Below are 14,504 nucleotides of genomic sequence, written 5' to 3'. Positions count from 1 at the left end.
TTGTTGGCTTACTTAGCTAATTTAGAGCTATACGTAAGCAGACTCTTTTAAGTATCTGTTTACTGTTAGTTTTGAAAATTTATCGAGATAGTGCCAGAAGTCATCTTTGATCTCTTGCTCTATATCTAGCTCCATTAGTACTTCCCTAAAAGTGCCTAACCACTCATCTCTTGATTTTTCATAGATAGAGAAATTTTTATGAATATCAATCATATACTGATTTAAATCTTTTTGCTTCATCTCTTCATCATAAATAGATGGTCCACCGCAGATTTGGATAAAAAATTTTGTATTTTTTTGCTTTACTTTTTCAAATTCATCAGGGTCTTGAGGGAAAAAATGTGCAATATTGCTCTCGTAGATTCTGTCATAAAACTCATACATAAGCTTACGCATTCCCTCATAGCCAAGCGCTTCATAAAACGATGATGATGGATTTTTAAACTCTACTTTTTCATTTTCGTATGCTTTTGTTATCTCATAGTTCATATTTTGCCAATCTTTTAAAATTGTCAAAATATTAGCAAAAAAAGATTAATATTTAATTTTACTTAAGTATAGTCCATTGCTTTTTGCTGGTTTAATTTTGTGGTTTACTCTGCACTCTAGCTGTTGTGTAATCTCTTGCTCATCTAGCTTTAAAAGAGCACCAACCATTAAGCGGATTTGGCTTCTTAAAAAACCGTTTGCCTCAAAATTTAGGATGACAAAGCCTTTGTGCCTATATGCAAAAGCTCTATATATAACTCTTGAGGTGCTTTTTACATCACTACCGCTCTTCATAAAAAGTTTAAAATCAAATGTACCGCAAAAGAGTTTTATATTTTTTTGAATTTTTAAAAAATCTATATCATCTACAAATGTAACAAAATTATCTTCAAAAGGGTTACTCTTTGCAACTTTGATAATATATCTGTAAACACGCCTTTTTGCGCTATATCTTGCATGAAAAGTATCATCTGTGATTTTTATTTTTTTTATTAATATTGATGGCGGAAGTATCTTTTGTAGTGAAAGTTGAAGTTTTGTTGTGTTAGCCCAATATGTAGGGATTTCTATGTGACAAACTTGACCAGTTGCATGTACACCTCTGTCTGTTCTGCCACTTGCAACTATCTTTGTCTCAATATTTATTTTTTTTAAAGCAGACTCTAAAGCGCCTAGAACTGTGTTTTTAGACTCTTTTTGTGTTTGAGAGCCTAAAAAATTTGTGCCATCATAGGCGATAGTTAAAGAGCATCTCATTTAAAACTTGGCTACTATAATCTTTTTGTAGAGTATATATGTAGATGCTAAGTATCCAAAAAATAAAATTGGAAGGGCGTATGATGATATGACAAGCTGAAGAGCCACTGCTAGGGTATAGTAGATAATTATTCCCATAAACATAAAGAGAAAAATTTTCCCCTTTTGATGTCTTGCATGTACTATACCGATAGTTGCTGATAAAAATATACTCAAAACAGGGAAAAGGCTAAATAAAATATTTGCGATTAACATTCTTCTTTTTTTTACAGAAGGATTCTCTGGAAGCCAATACTCCATAGGTGTTTCATACTTATCTAAATCTGTTTTCATTGTATCGTTGATAAACATAGTCTTAAAATCTATCTGTGTAAATTTCTCATTTGAGTAGCTGTACCCCTCTCCAGCGCTTAATTTTAGTCTTAAAACACCTGCATCGTTTATAATCTCGGCTTTTTCTGCTCTAATTAGCACCTCTTCATTCTGTTTTTTGTTGAACAAAACAACATCTGAATATGTCTCATCTAGATTATCTTTTCCTAAATATAGTAACCACTCGCCAAATTTATGTCCAAACTCTGAAGCTGAGAGATTGAATTTTGCTTCACTTTTTTTATAAGAGATAAAGTTACTAGATAACACTTTTGCGTGAGGAAAGAGTACAAAAAAGTTTAAAAGAAGAATGATAGATAAAAATAGAGCTGGTTTAAAAAGCGTTTGCAGTATGAACTTAGGTCTAATGCCAAGTGCAAAAAGTACAACTATCTCATTGTCGTTTGAGAGTTTAAATAGAGCTAGAGTTATTGCCACGAAAAAAGAGATTGGAAGAGTGTAAAAAAGGAGTTCTGGCAACATAAAGAAAAAGAGCTTTGCCATCTCAAAAATAGTAAGTTGAATAACTGCTGTGTAAGTTGCAAGCTTTATAAGAAACACAATCGAGGCGATTGAGAACAATGGCAAAAAGATAGATAAAAATAGAATTGAGATAGATTCTCTTATGTAGTTTTGAACAGTTTTCATCAGTAGTTAGCCTCAATATAGCGCATTATAGGGCTATCATAAATATATATTATAAACGTTGCGATTGCCAAAAATGGAACGAAAGGAACTCTCTGCTCCTCGCGTGAACCTCTTAAAACCAAAAGCATAACAGGAAGAGCCAGAAGTGCAGAGAGAAAAATTGCTACAAGAGTGAGTTTTACTCCAAGCAGAGCGCCCATGGTAGCTGCAACCATGATGTCGCCTTCTCCCATAGCTTCTATAAAAGGGTAGGTGTGATAATTTTTTGTCCATGAAGTCATAGTTTTTTTAGCTTCTCTGTGAGCGGATGATGTCAAAATATATGAGAGTGAAAATCTAAGAAGAGTAAAAGCACCAGCAAAGAGTAGGGCGTTTTTAAAGTTTAGCGCTATGCCAGGTAGGCTCCAAGCGCCAAAGATTGCAAATAACATGGCTAAAAGGTTTAGAGAGTCTGGAATCATCTTATATCTGAAATCTATCATCGATAGTGCAAGAAGGGTTAAAAAACTACATGCTACCAAGATTGCTGATAAATTAAATCCCATTTTTGAAGCTATACTAAGAACTATAACACCACTTAAAAGCTCTATAATAGGGTATTGAGAGGATATATTAGTTTTGCAAAAAGCACATTTTCCTCTTAAGAAAATCCAAGAAAAAAGAGGGATGTTATGCCAAGGTTTAAGGCTGTTTTTACATTTTGGGCAGTGAGATACTCCAAATACAACGCTCTCACCTTTTGGAACTCTCAAAATCACAACATTTAAAAATGAGCCAAAAAGAAGCCCTAAAATAAAAGCATATATAAGTTCCACTATTTTAACCCTCCAAATCTTCTCTCAATTTTTGTAAAATCATTTAATGTTTTTTCTAGCTCTTTTACACTAAAGTCTGGCCAAAGTGTATCTGTAAAGAAGAGTTCTGCATAAGCACTTTGCCAAAGCAAGAAGTTTGAAAGCCTATGATCTCCGCCAGTTCTAATTAGCAAATCAACACTATCGTTACAATCAAGCGCATTTGAGAGCATAGTCTCTGTTATATCATCATCTGTTTTTTTAATCTTATTTATTGCTCTGAGTATCTCATCGTGTGCACCGTAGTTTAGGGCAAGAGACTGAACCAAGCCATCACAGTGGGCACTTTTTTTCTCTACATCTCTTATAGTTTTTACAAGTGAAGGCGAGAAAGCTCTAAGGTCGCCAATAGTCTCAAATCTAATGTTGTTTTTTAGATAACTATCAAGTTCACTCTCAAGATATTTTTGTAAAAGTTTCATTAAAAATTCAACTTCAAGTCTAGGTCTTTTCCAGTTCTCTGTTGAAAAGGCATATAGAGTAAGTCTCTCTACCTCTTTGTTTTGTGCACAGAACTCAGTGATGCTTCTTACTACTTTTGCACCAACTTCATGCCCTTTTACCCTTTTTTCTCCCCTTAATTCAGCCCATCGCCCGTTACCATCCATGATGATGGCTATATGTCTTGCTCTGTTCATATATTTTTTGCGTGTTCTAAAATCTCAAATGCAACACTTAGCTTATCTGATACAGCTATCTTTTCGTGTACGTCTTTTGATAAAAAATCTACCTCGTTAGTATCTGTTCCAAAGCTAGATGAGTCTTTTAGTATATTTAGACATACTGCATCAATGCCCTTGTTTTCTAACATTTTCAAGGCATTTTTAAGAGCATTGTCTTCATCCATCTCAGCTTTAAAACCGATAGTTGTGATGCCGTCTTTATCTATTGAGCTTAAAATATCTATATTTTCTTTGAGCTTCAGATCCCATTCGCTGCCAATAGACTCTTTTTTTAGTTTTCCACTTTGAACGTAACTCACAACATAGTCACTAACGGCAGCCGCCATAAAAAGATATGGTTTTTTTTGAATAAGATGAATTTGCTCATCTCTCATAAGTGTTGCTTTTGAGAGTTTTCCTTTTTTAGCAACTCGAATAGAGTCATTTAGGTACTCAACCATTTCAGCAGAACTCTCTACTTCAATTGTATATAAATCAAGCGGTAACTCAGGCTCAAATTTACTAGATATTAGATTTACATCCGCACCCTTGCAGTATAGTGCAGTTGCCATGGCAGAGGCCATTTTTCCACTTGAGAAGTTTGATAGATACCTAACGTCATCAATTTTTTCAATAGTAGCTCCACCAGTAACTATAACTCTTCTATCCATCCAAAACTCATCTCTAAGAAGTGCTTTTGCGCAGTGCCAAAATATCTCTTGTGGCTCCGCCATAGCACCATCACCGACTGTTTTACATGCGAGTTCTTTGGTTTGAGTGTCAACTATCGCATAGTTTGCAATCGCTAACATCTTTAAATTTGCTTTTGTGATTGGATTATTTATCATGTTTGTATTTGCAGATGGTGCGATTATCTTTAGGTTTGGGTAGGCTAGGGCGGACTCTAGTAAAATATTGTCAGCGATTGCATTTGCAAGTTTTGCTATTGTATTTGCAGTTGCTGGAGCTATAACAAAAAGGTCTGCCCATTGCGTGATTTTGATATGGTTATGTTCATTTGACCATGACTCATTTGTATCATCAAGAATCATATTTGAACTGATAGCTTCAAAGCTAAGAGGTGTTATAAACTTTTTAGAAGCCTCGCTCATTATTACTTTTACTTCCGCTCCAGCTTTAGTAAAAAGTCTTACAAGCTCGAGTGATTTATAGAGCGCAATTGAGCCAGTGACTCCTAAAAGTATCTTTTTACCTTCTAATAAATCTACTGGAATAACCATCTAAAACCTCTTATTTATAACATAAAGGTGTATTTTAGCAGGAAAAATCTTATTATTTTATTTTTGCATTTTTAGCTATTGTTTTATGATTAGTTGATTATAATCAATTATTTAAATATTTTGTGTGTTAGAATTTCAACTTATAATAATTAAAAGGAAAGTTTATATGAAAAAGATTTTATTGTTAGTGATTACGCTATCGTCATTGCTGTTTGCTAAAAGCGAAAATGAAACATGTATGAAGTGTCATCCAGACATAGTAAATGAGTTTGAAGGCTCAATGCATAGAAATGCAACTTACTATGATGATGAGATTCATAAAGCTGTATGGGATATGCATCCATCAAAACCAAGTGGCGATTATAGCTGTGCTGAGTGTCATGCTCCAAATGCAAAAAATGAAAAAGAAGTTGAAAATGGTATAACTTGTACAAGTTGTCACACTATAAAAGATGTGGAACAACATGCTGGTGCAAATAAAAATGTATACTCAAAAGATAAAAAAACTTTCTACTCAGCTGAAGCAGGAAGAGAAGGTGAAAAAGTAGTCTACAAGCAGGAGAGCTCATGGTTTGGTATGAATAAGACTACAACAGGTTCTCCTTATCATGATATAGATTACACAAATGAGAAGTTTTATAATGGTCAAATGTGTATGGGTTGTCACTCACATAGACAAAATTCTAAAGAGTTTATGATTTGTGAAACAGGCGAAAATGGCGCACAAACTAAAGAAGAAAACTGTATAACATGTCATATGCCAAAAGTTGAAGGAACTGCTACAACAATCAGACATAGCCAAAAACATGCTTATCACGGTTTTGCTGGTGCTCATAAAAAGCCAGAACTTCTTTCACAATATGTTGAGTTAGAGTTTAGTAAAAATAGTAGTGGTTTTGATATATTGGTTACAAATAAAGCTCCACATGATTTAATGCTTCACCCTCTTAGAGTTACGGAATTAAGAGTAAAAGTAATAAGCGCAAAAGAGAGTAAATCTCTAAAAACATTTACATTTATCAAAGTTATAGGCAACGAGAGTGGTCCAGCAATGCCATGGTTAGCAAATCAAGTACTAGTTGATACTATGTTAAAAGCTAATGAAAAAAGAGCAGTGCCTTACACTGATGTAATAAAAAAAGGTGATAAAGTTGAAGTTGAGCTTGGATACTATCTTGTAAATCCAAAAGCACTCAAAAAATTAAATCTAGATGGAAACAAAGAAGCTGAGAAGTTTACCGTTCTTAAGCAAAAAAGCTTTATCGTAGAGTAGCCTAGAGCTACTCTGCAACCTCTTCATATCTAACTTTTTTCCCAATATCTTCATCTTTATAAGTGCTGTGCGTTCCATCACAAAAAGGAAAATTTTTGCTTGATTTACACATACAGATATGATACTGCTTAGTTTTTTCAACCGTTACTTTTTTTGGCATACAACCGCTTCCTTCATGTTTTCCATCACAAAACACTCCGCCTTCACTTTTACCACATGTACAAATATAGTATGGAATCCAAGCATCTAATGTAACACCCTTTGGTTTGTTGCTAAATACTACTGCATCTTTACACATAATGAACTCCTTTAATTTATCACTTATTGGACATTATATTTAATGATTTTTAAAACACCCCTTATGCTATACTTCTACATCTAAAAATTAGGATTTTAAAATGATAAAAGTTCTCTTGATTCCACTGTTTTTTCTGTTTTTTTCAGGGTGTGTAGATAAAAAAAACGTTATCTTTATCGATAATATGGGTCTTTGTACAAAGCCTTCAGTAATTCTTCATATAAATGATGTTGAGATACAAAATAATTCTCAAACATTCAATATAACTCATGATGAGCTAACTCTCTCCTTGATTAACGCTCTAAAAGAGACAAACTGTTTTGTTGTATCTACGTCAAAGATAGATAATGAGAACTCTTTGGAGTCTAAAAGTGACTATTTGCTTGATGCAAAAGTAAGCCTTTCTCAAGATAAGCAAGTAATTGAGGAAAATTTATTTAAAAAAGTTGAAAAAGAGAAACTTCTTATGATTGTTTCACTTTTGGCACACAACAAAACAAGCAGAGTCTCTGCAAATGCAAAAAGTGAACTAGTAATAGATAAATCAAAGATATTGGGCTTCAAAACAGAAGCAGATACAGTGGGCGATAAACGCGCGATACTAAAAAATGCAACAAAAAAAGTATCAATATCTTTAAATGATGGATTTTTGAAGCTACGATAATCTTTTTTAAAGGATGCTAAATAAGCATCCTTTTTTAATTAAATATCTGAATTTCAAAACCTTTTTCAAATTTGTAACGTACATTATTACAATCTAAAATATACTGTATATCCAAAAATTCATCAACTTCAAGATCTCTAGCTGTTTTTATATTTATAACTCTATTTTTTTTATTGTCAAATTTAAAAGTGACAAATTTATTTATCTCATTAATAATCTGTTGTGCCATTTTTTACTCCTATATTTTTTTATTATTACAATCTATATATTTTTGACAATCAAAACAGTTCGACTCTCTCATAACTTTTACATATTCATTATAAAGGCAACTACTGCTATTTTTTGAACAAACTATAGGCAACTCTCTTTTTTTAGCCTCATTTCTAAAGTACTTCATAGCATTATGATTTAAAAAAGATGTAAGCATAACTACACACTCTATTTCGATTGGTATAATTTTTTTGCATGCACTTGCTTTTTTTCTTGCATCCCAGTGAATTATTGATGAGACTCCAAGAGACATAAGCATTAGCTCAATAGAACTGATTTTATCCCCACCGATTACTAGTACACTCATGTAAAACCCTCTATCTTAAAGCATCAAATGCAAATCGAGATATTTTCAAACTATCGATATCTGGGTGCCGCATCTTAAATATTTTTGTGATTGGGCAGACCATTTTTTGGTTTTTTGCTAATCCAGACTCTTGTATAAGCTTGTTGATTTCACTTCTAATGGATATATCAGACATTCAATTCTCCTATATGATAATTGTTATCAAAACAATAACCAATAAGAGCTTAATATTTTCTGATTATGATATTTATTATCAAAAAAGTAGAAGTTTTTATTAAAATTTAATACTTAGGAGTGTTTTTTTGAAAAAAACTTATAATAAAAATCTTTTATTACTCTTAGTTTTGAACTGCTAGCAGCAAGCTCTCCACTATGTATAGTTCCGCTTCTAACGGTAGTCCCAGCAGCAACCATAACATTGTCTTCAAGTGTAACTGGAGCTATAAGCTGTGAGTCACTACCAATAAATACATTTTTACCAATAGTAGTTTTATATTTGTTTATGCCGTCATAGTTACATGTTATAACTCCAGCACCTATGTTTGTACCTTCATCAACAGTGGCATCGCCGATATAGCTCAAATGACCAGCTTTAACACCCTTGAGAGTAGATTTTTTTATCTCTACAAAATTTCCAACATGAGTATCTTCTATATTTGAAGCAGGACGCAAGTGCGCTAATGGTCCAATATCTGAGCTTTTAACTATACTATCTTCTATGACAGAGTGCGCTTTTATGTGTGAGTTGATTATTTTTGACTTCCCAGTTATGCGACAGCCATTCTCAACTATACACTCACCCTCAAAAACAACACCCTCTTCGATGTATATGGTTGAGGGAAGTTGCATAATTACGCCTGACTCCATTAGTGAGTTTTTGATTTTTTCTTGCATAATTATTTCGGCATCAGATAAATCTTTTTTTGAGTTTACACCCTTAAACTGCTCCTCATTTACCAGCAGCGGGGTTATCTTGATTTTATCATCTGTTGCCATTGAGATTACATCTGTTAGATAGTACTCTTTTTGGGCATTGTTATTTTGTAGCAGTGGAATATATTTTTCCAATATTTTTTTAGAAAATGCGTATATCCCAGCATTGACACTCTGAACTCTTAGCTCCTCATCTGTTGCATCTTTTTGTTCAACTATCTTTTTGACTTCACCATTTTCTATGATAACACGACCATATCCATTAGGGTTTTGCAGATTAAATATAGACATTACTACATCACTTTTAGTTTCAAGAAATCCATCTAGTGAGTTTTTCTCTAAAAGTGGCATATCTCCATTTAGAACTAGTACTCTCTCATTTTTTATTGATACATTTTTCATAGCTCCGCCAGTTCCTGGGAAGTTTATAGCATCTTGTATGACAAAATTTATATCGTTAAAATAGCTACTCATAGACTCTATGACTGCTTCTTTTTGATGTGCAACAACTACGGTTACGTCATTGCTTATCTCTCTTGATGTTTTTATGATGTAGTAGAGCATCTCTTTGCCACAAATCGAGTGTAAAACCTTTGCTTTAGGGGATTTCATACGACTGCCTTTTCCAGCTGCCAAGATAACTATACTTATTTGATTTTTATTCATATCTGCTCTTTTTTTTAATTGATAAAATTATATCTTCTAGCGCTTATATTTGAAATTAAAATATGAAAAATATTCTTTTAGTGTAGAGCCTAATATATTTTGTGGTATTATGAGCTCAATATTTTGTTATAAGGTATTTGAATGGATTTAGGTACGGTTATAGGTATTGTTCTAATTATGGTGGTTCTTTTAGGCGCTATGGCGATGGGTGTTGGTATTGGTCCATATGTAGATATTCCTTCTGTTTTAATCGTTATCGGTGGAAGTATCGGTGCTTTGATGATATCGTTCAAACCTGCGCAAATGAAATCTTTTGTTAAAATTTTTATGATAGCTATTAAGCCTCCACAAGAAGATAAAGCAGAACTTATTAAAAAACTTGTACAGTTTGCAACAAAGGCGAGAAAAGATGGTATCTTGGCGCTTGAGGGCGAAGTAAATGATGAGCCAAATGCTTTTTTAAAAAAAGGTCTCTCTATGGCAATTGATGGAAATGAACCAGATAGCATAAGAGAACTCCTAGAGATTGAGATGGAGCAGACTAGTACTAGACATAAGATAAACGGCTCTATTTTTTCTCAGTGGGCTGGACTTGCTGGGGCTATGGGTATGGTTGGAACGCTTATTGGACTTGTTGCGATGCTTTTGAATATGGCTGACCCATCTGCAATCGGACCATCAATGGCTGTTGCATTGCTTACTACGATGTATGGTGCTATTATTGGAAATGTTTTTGGAAATCCAATTGCTAATATTTTGGGTATTAGAAATGATGAGGAGTCGCTAGTTAAAGAGATGATTTTAACAGGGATTATGTCTATACAATCAGGTGATGCACCAAGAGCATTAGAAGCAAAACTTTTAAGTTATTTAGCTCCAAATGAGCGTGTGAGCCAATTTAACTAATGGCAAAAAATAAGTGTCCAGATTGCCCTACTTGTATGCCAGAGTGGTTGGCAGCATTTGGGGATTTAATGTCTCTGCTCTTATGTTTTTTCGTTCTTCTCTTATCTATGTCTAGTATGGATGCGAAAAAAGTATCTGAAGCTATTGGTTCACTATCTGGCGCGATGAGCGTTTTAGAAGGTGGTATAAAAACCGAAGTTTCAAAAAGACGTATTCAGGAAGCTACTCCGATTGAGTCAGCTGATGAGACTTCAGATCAGGTAAATAGAATTTCAGCTGCTATGAAGGAGATGAATGAGATACAAGAGTCTCAGGCTTCTACACAAGGAAATGGTGCGGTTGTATCTTTAGAAGAGGCACAAGATGGCTTTGTGATAGAGCTTCCAGCTTCTCTTCTTTTTAAACAAGGTAGCGCAGTTATTCAAAATGAAGATTCACTTCTGTTTTTAAAAAGAATCGCTCTTATAATTGGCGAGTTGCCAAATGAGACAACCGTAAGCGTATGCGGACATACTGATGATCAAGGGCCAGGTGCAAAGAGTCCATATAAAGACAATTGGGAACTCTCATCAGCTAGAGCTATATCTGTTTTGCAAGAGTTACTGCTTGATGGAGTAGATCCAAAACGTATTAGCGCTGCAGGATACGCAGAGTTTTCGCCAAAAGTAACAAATGCAACAGAGAACGGAAGAGAACAAAATCGTAGAGTTGAACTCCGTTTTTATGGTTCAAAAGCTGAAGGTAAGTCAAAAGTAGAACAGAGTGTTTTAGAAAAGGCAGCAGCAAAATAATGTTTAGAATTTTTCTATCTATTTTACTGCTTGGTGCAATCTCTCTTTTTGGTGCTGATAATATTGCTATTCCAACTATGAATTTTGAACTCTCAGCACCTAACTCGCCACAACAACTAGTTAGTTCACTCAATGTTCTTGTTCTTTTAACTCTTCTCTTTTTAGCACCAAGTATGGTGCTTGTTATGACAACTTTTACAAGATTTGTTATTGTGTTTGGTTTTTTACGTCAAGCAATGGGAACACAACAAGTACCTCCAACTCAGCTTTTAGTTATGCTTGGTATGATTTTGACATTTTTTGTAATGGAGCCAGTTGGCATAAAAGCTTATGAAGATGGAATAAAACCATATATAGAAGAGAAGATAGGCTATGAAGAGGCATTTGATAAAACAGCTCTTCCTTTTAAAAATTTTATGATTAGAAATACAAGAGAGAAAGATTTGGCGCTATTTTTTAGAATAAGAAAGATGCAAAATCCTACAACTATTGCAGAAGTTCCTCTCTCTATTATTATTCCAGCTTTTGTTATAAGTGAGTTAAAGACGGCTTTTGAGATAGGTTTTTTGCTATTTTTACCATTTTTGGTAATTGATATGGTTGTTGCATCCATCCTCATGTCCATGGGTATGATGATGTTACCGCCTGTTATGATTGCGCTGCCCTTTAAGATACTCATTTTTATTCTTATAGATGGATGGAATCTGCTTATTGGCAATTTAATAGCGTCAATAAAATAGATAAAGTAGATAAATTGAATTGTAAATATTTTGGAATATGTGGTGCATGTATAGTATATGATGGCGGGTATGAGGCTCAGCTTCTCAAAAAAACAGAGTTAAATAGAGAACTTTTCAGACCTTTTTATATAGATGAAATATCTGTTTTTGAATCTCCTCAGAGTAACTACCGTTCAAGAAGTGAGTTTAAAATCTGGCATAAAGGAGATGAAATAATCCATTATGCTATGAATAGAGCAGATAAAAATGGTGTTGTTTTTATTGATGAGTGTCCACAAGTTAACAATCATATTTTCACTCTTATGCCAAAACTCTTAAAAGCACTTAAAAATGAGAAGATAGACTTTAAGCTATTTGGTGTGGATTTTTTAAGTTCAAGCAGTGGTGAGATAGTAGTCTCTTTGCTTTACCATAGAGCTTTAGATGCTACTTTTAAAGAGATAGCACAAAAGATTTCTGATGAGCTTGGTATCTATATAATAGGACGAAGCAGAGGTCAAAAAATCATAATAAAACAAGATTATGTAACTGAAGTCTTACACGTAAATGGCGATGAATTTAGATTTAACTATATAGAAAATAGCTTCACACAGCCAAATTCAAAAGTAAATGAGCAGATGATAGGGTGGGCGCTTAAAGAGCTTATAAACACAGACTCTGATTTGTTAGAACTATATTGTGGTGCTGGAAATTTTACAATACCTTTTGCAAAAAAATTTAGAAAAGTTTTAGCAACAGAGATATCAAAATCTTCAATAAATGCTGCAAAATCAAATATGTCCTTAAATGAAGTGGAAAATATCTCCTTTGTTCGCATGGGAGTTGAAGAGTTCGTAGAAGCACTAGATGGTGTGAGAGTTTTTAACAGAATGAAAGAGATAGATATAGACTCGTATGAGATTAAAACTATCTTTGTAGACCCTCCAAGAAGTGGAATGGATGAGGCTACATGCAGATTTGCCGCAAGGTATGAAAATATCATATATATATCATGTAATCCTCAAACACTAGCTAGAGACTTAGAGTTACTAACAAAGACACATAAAGTAATAGATATGGCTCTTTTTGACCAATTTCCATATACACATCATGCTGAAATGGGTGTGAAACTTGTTAAAAAATAGCAAAAATATTAATGCTATAATGGCGCAAATAATTTAAAGACAGCATTATGAAAAAAATACTAATAATTAGCGATGGTGAGGTTGCAGAACACTTTATTGATAGAGTTGTAGACGCCTATACGAGTGAAAATATATACTATATAGTTCAAACAAAACATAAAAAATTTCCAAATGCAAATCCTTCACGTTTTAAGTTTTATGAGTTTGATCCAACTAGCTTCTATAAACTAGCAAATTTACTAAAAATGGAGTTTGTTCAAGTCATCATAGTTATGGATAATCCGCTAGATGTTGAAAATACAATTCAAAATATAAGAAGCATAAAAAAGAATCTGCGTATTATCATCCTCAATAAGTGGAAGCTAAAAAATGAAGACCCAAATATTGTTTTGATTAATTCAAAAGAGATTCTATCTTCAAGACTTCTTGATTATCTGCCAAATGTTCCTGTAATTGCCCAAAATGTCGGCATTGGAGAGGGTGAAATAATGGAAGTATTAGTTCCATTTGGAAGCTCATTTGTATATAAACATATTGGCGTTATTGAACAAAAAGAGTGGAGAATAGTCGCTATTTATAGAAATAGAAAGCTTATTATGCCAAACCGTCGTCGTATGATTCAACCAAACGATTTGTTGGTTTTAGTCGGTGAACCAGCAGTTTTGAGATCTGTTTATAGAGCTATAAAAAGAGAATTAGGTCAATTTCCAGAGCCTTTTGGTTCAAATATCTATATATATTTAGATATGGATTTGATTGATTCTAAGAAAATACCAGACTTCATAGAAAGAGCAATATTTTCACATGAAAAATTTGGACACTCTTTGATTATAAAAATTGTAAATCCAAATAATATTGAAACTATCTGGAAAGTAAAAGAGTATAGAAGTGACAACGTAACCATCGATATTAATTACGATAGTAAAAATTTAAAAGAGAGTTTTTTTAATGATATAAAAATATATCATATTGGACTTGTAGTTGTCTCTAATGAGATATTTAAAAACTACAACATGCGCAGTGTGCTTTATGAAGCGCATGTTCCTGTCCTTAAAATAGCAGAAAAGCAGATATCTTCAGTCAAAGATGCTTCTATTATTCTTGGAGACAATCGCGACTTAGAAAAAATATCATCTACTATTTTTGACATCTCTGAAAAAATGAATCTAAACATAGAGTTATATAATTATATGAATGAGCCTCAAGATGCTAAAGAGATTGTGATAGAGCATTACTATAACTTATCTGCTATTTTTTCAAAGACAATTAAAGTTCTAAAAGAGAGTGAAAACCCGATTAAAAAGCTAAAACATAAAGATGATTTTATTCAGATTTTACCATTTAGTAAAAAATTGACACAAAAAACTCTATATTCTCTTCTCTCTACAGATAGCGAAAGGCTTTATCATAAGCTAGATAGCAATCATCAAATCTTTATACCGATACAGATTTAGGTAGCCTCTTTAGCGACTTTTTATCCTTTTTTAAGTATTATATATCCACTTAATTT

The 14,504-nt window shown here is 33.3% G+C and carries 18 protein-coding genes; 7 read left to right on the top strand and 11 right to left on the bottom strand.

Annotated elements, in window-relative coordinates; translation table 11 throughout:
- Window positions 1-27 precede the first annotated feature (27 nt).
- Genes AC6H33_RS06460 through coaBC form a run of 6 tightly spaced genes read right to left on the bottom strand, consistent with a single transcriptional unit; the run spans window position 28 to window position 5,022 of the window.
- A complete protein-coding gene (locus tag AC6H33_RS06460; protein WP_497604066.1) occupies window positions 28-489 on the bottom strand; it encodes a globin domain-containing protein in 462 nt (153 codons plus the stop codon).
- Between the two features lie 45 nt (window positions 490-534).
- Window positions 535-1,245, bottom strand: coding sequence for a tRNA pseudouridine(38-40) synthase TruA (truA, locus tag AC6H33_RS06455; protein WP_497604065.1), 711 nt, complete (start codon window positions 1,243-1,245; stop codon window positions 535-537).
- A complete protein-coding gene (locus AC6H33_RS06450; RefSeq protein ID WP_497604064.1) occupies window positions 1,246-2,265 on the bottom strand; it encodes an LptF/LptG family permease in 1,020 nt (339 codons plus the stop codon).
- Entirely contained in the window at window positions 2,265-3,080 is an 816-nt protein-coding gene (locus AC6H33_RS06445; protein WP_497604063.1) for a prepilin peptidase, read from the bottom strand. The genes AC6H33_RS06450 and AC6H33_RS06445 overlap by 1 nt, the downstream gene beginning before the upstream one ends.
- Window positions 3,080-3,757: a polyprenyl diphosphate synthase gene (gene uppS / locus AC6H33_RS06440; protein WP_497604062.1), complete on the bottom strand. Its 678-nt coding sequence runs from the start codon at window positions 3,755-3,757 to the stop codon at window positions 3,080-3,082. Before uppS ends, AC6H33_RS06445 begins: the two co-directional genes overlap by 1 nt.
- Window positions 3,754-5,022: a bifunctional phosphopantothenoylcysteine decarboxylase/phosphopantothenate--cysteine ligase CoaBC gene (gene coaBC / locus AC6H33_RS06435; protein WP_497604061.1), complete on the bottom strand. Its 1,269-nt coding sequence runs from the start codon at window positions 5,020-5,022 to the stop codon at window positions 3,754-3,756. The genes uppS and coaBC overlap by 4 nt, the downstream gene beginning before the upstream one ends.
- A gap of 166 nt (window positions 5,023-5,188) precedes the next feature.
- On the opposite strand from coaBC, the gene AC6H33_RS06430 reads away from it, so the two are divergent.
- A complete protein-coding gene (locus AC6H33_RS06430) occupies window positions 5,189-6,295 on the top strand; it encodes a multiheme c-type cytochrome (RefSeq protein ID WP_497604060.1) in 1,107 nt (368 codons plus the stop codon).
- A gap of 7 nt (window positions 6,296-6,302) precedes the next feature.
- Here the strand turns inward: AC6H33_RS06430 and AC6H33_RS06425 are convergent, their stop codons facing one another.
- Window positions 6,303-6,593 carry a CDGSH iron-sulfur domain-containing protein gene (locus tag AC6H33_RS06425; RefSeq protein ID WP_497604059.1) on the bottom strand — a complete coding sequence of 97 codons (291 nt, stop codon included), beginning with the start codon at window positions 6,591-6,593 and terminating at the stop codon, window positions 6,303-6,305.
- A 100-nt stretch (window positions 6,594-6,693) separates the two neighbouring features.
- Between AC6H33_RS06425 and AC6H33_RS06420 the strand changes: the two genes are divergently transcribed.
- A complete protein-coding gene (locus AC6H33_RS06420) occupies window positions 6,694-7,257 on the top strand; it encodes a hypothetical protein (protein WP_497604058.1) in 564 nt (187 codons plus the stop codon).
- Window positions 7,258-7,291: 34 nt separating this feature from the next.
- Here AC6H33_RS06420 and AC6H33_RS06415 read toward each other — a convergent pair whose 3' ends face one another.
- The 4 genes from AC6H33_RS06415 to glmU form a co-directional block, all read right to left on the bottom strand.
- Window positions 7,292-7,486 carry a hypothetical protein gene (locus AC6H33_RS06415; RefSeq protein WP_497604057.1) on the bottom strand — a complete coding sequence of 65 codons (195 nt, stop codon included), beginning with the start codon at window positions 7,484-7,486 and terminating at the stop codon, window positions 7,292-7,294.
- 9 nt (window positions 7,487-7,495) lie between these two features.
- Complete coding sequence (locus AC6H33_RS06410; protein WP_497604056.1) at window positions 7,496-7,834, bottom strand: DUF2325 domain-containing protein; 339 nt, start codon at window positions 7,832-7,834, stop codon at window positions 7,496-7,498.
- A 10-nt stretch (window positions 7,835-7,844) separates the two neighbouring features.
- Window positions 7,845-8,009: a hypothetical protein gene (locus AC6H33_RS06405; protein ID WP_497604055.1), complete on the bottom strand. Its 165-nt coding sequence runs from the start codon at window positions 8,007-8,009 to the stop codon at window positions 7,845-7,847.
- Window positions 8,010-8,122: 113 nt separating this feature from the next.
- Complete coding sequence (glmU, locus tag AC6H33_RS06400) at window positions 8,123-9,433, bottom strand: bifunctional UDP-N-acetylglucosamine diphosphorylase/glucosamine-1-phosphate N-acetyltransferase GlmU (RefSeq protein WP_497604054.1); 1,311 nt, start codon at window positions 9,431-9,433, stop codon at window positions 8,123-8,125.
- A gap of 141 nt (window positions 9,434-9,574) precedes the next feature.
- Between glmU and AC6H33_RS06395 the strand changes: the two genes are divergently transcribed.
- Genes AC6H33_RS06395 through AC6H33_RS06375 form a run of 5 tightly spaced genes read left to right on the top strand, consistent with a single transcriptional unit; the run spans window position 9,575 to window position 14,448 of the window.
- Complete coding sequence (locus AC6H33_RS06395; RefSeq protein WP_497604053.1) at window positions 9,575-10,339, top strand: motility protein A; 765 nt, start codon at window positions 9,575-9,577, stop codon at window positions 10,337-10,339.
- Complete coding sequence (locus AC6H33_RS06390) at window positions 10,339-11,130, top strand: OmpA/MotB family protein (RefSeq protein WP_497604052.1); 792 nt, start codon at window positions 10,339-10,341, stop codon at window positions 11,128-11,130. Before AC6H33_RS06395 ends, AC6H33_RS06390 begins: the two co-directional genes overlap by 1 nt.
- Window positions 11,130-11,870, top strand: coding sequence for a flagellar type III secretion system pore protein FliP (gene fliP / locus AC6H33_RS06385; protein WP_497604051.1), 741 nt, complete (start codon window positions 11,130-11,132; stop codon window positions 11,868-11,870). The genes AC6H33_RS06390 and fliP overlap by 1 nt, the downstream gene beginning before the upstream one ends.
- Window positions 11,871-11,884: 14 nt before the next feature.
- Window positions 11,885-12,994, top strand: a complete 1,110-nt coding sequence (trmA, locus tag AC6H33_RS06380; protein ID WP_497604050.1) for a tRNA (uridine(54)-C5)-methyltransferase TrmA — start codon at window positions 11,885-11,887, stop codon at window positions 12,992-12,994.
- A 47-nt stretch (window positions 12,995-13,041) separates the two neighbouring features.
- A complete protein-coding gene (locus tag AC6H33_RS06375) occupies window positions 13,042-14,448 on the top strand; it encodes a COG3400 family protein (RefSeq protein WP_497604049.1) in 1,407 nt (468 codons plus the stop codon).
- Window positions 14,449-14,504: the final 56 nt, after the last annotated feature.

It is taken from the genome of Sulfurimonas limnophila (assembly GCF_059705345.1).
This window is presented reverse-complemented; position numbering and strand designations above follow the sequence as displayed.

What these genes read in the sequence shown, in the direction of transcription:
- AC6H33_RS06460 (WP_497604066.1), bottom strand. Translation starts at nt 489, where the DNA reads ATGAACTATGAGATAACAAAAGCATACGAAAATGAAAAAGTAGAGTTT.
- truA (WP_497604065.1), bottom strand. Translation starts at nt 1,245, where the DNA reads ATGAGATGCTCTTTAACTATCGCCTATGATGGCACAAATTTTTTAGGC.
- AC6H33_RS06450 (WP_497604064.1), bottom strand. Translation starts at nt 2,265, where the DNA reads ATGAAAACTGTTCAAAACTACATAAGAGAATCTATCTCAATTCTATTT.
- uppS (WP_497604062.1), bottom strand. Translation starts at nt 3,757, where the DNA reads ATGAACAGAGCAAGACATATAGCCATCATCATGGATGGTAACGGGCGA.
- coaBC (WP_497604061.1), bottom strand. Translation starts at nt 5,022, where the DNA reads ATGGTTATTCCAGTAGATTTATTAGAAGGTAAAAAGATACTTTTAGGA.
- AC6H33_RS06430 (WP_497604060.1), top strand. Translation starts at nt 5,189, where the DNA reads ATGAAAAAGATTTTATTGTTAGTGATTACGCTATCGTCATTGCTGTTT.
- AC6H33_RS06425 (WP_497604059.1), bottom strand. Translation starts at nt 6,593, where the DNA reads ATGTGTAAAGATGCAGTAGTATTTAGCAACAAACCAAAGGGTGTTACA.
- AC6H33_RS06420 (WP_497604058.1), top strand. Translation starts at nt 6,694, where the DNA reads ATGATAAAAGTTCTCTTGATTCCACTGTTTTTTCTGTTTTTTTCAGGG.
- AC6H33_RS06415 (WP_497604057.1), bottom strand. Translation starts at nt 7,486, where the DNA reads ATGGCACAACAGATTATTAATGAGATAAATAAATTTGTCACTTTTAAA.
- AC6H33_RS06410 (WP_497604056.1), bottom strand. Translation starts at nt 7,834, where the DNA reads ATGAGTGTACTAGTAATCGGTGGGGATAAAATCAGTTCTATTGAGCTA.
- AC6H33_RS06405 (WP_497604055.1), bottom strand. Translation starts at nt 8,009, where the DNA reads ATGTCTGATATATCCATTAGAAGTGAAATCAACAAGCTTATACAAGAG.
- glmU (WP_497604054.1), bottom strand. Translation starts at nt 9,433, where the DNA reads ATGAATAAAAATCAAATAAGTATAGTTATCTTGGCAGCTGGAAAAGGC.
- AC6H33_RS06395 (WP_497604053.1), top strand. Translation starts at nt 9,575, where the DNA reads ATGGATTTAGGTACGGTTATAGGTATTGTTCTAATTATGGTGGTTCTT.
- AC6H33_RS06390 (WP_497604052.1), top strand. Translation starts at nt 10,339, where the DNA reads ATGGCAAAAAATAAGTGTCCAGATTGCCCTACTTGTATGCCAGAGTGG.
- fliP (WP_497604051.1), top strand. Translation starts at nt 11,130, where the DNA reads ATGTTTAGAATTTTTCTATCTATTTTACTGCTTGGTGCAATCTCTCTT.
- AC6H33_RS06375 (WP_497604049.1), top strand. Translation starts at nt 13,042, where the DNA reads ATGAAAAAAATACTAATAATTAGCGATGGTGAGGTTGCAGAACACTTT.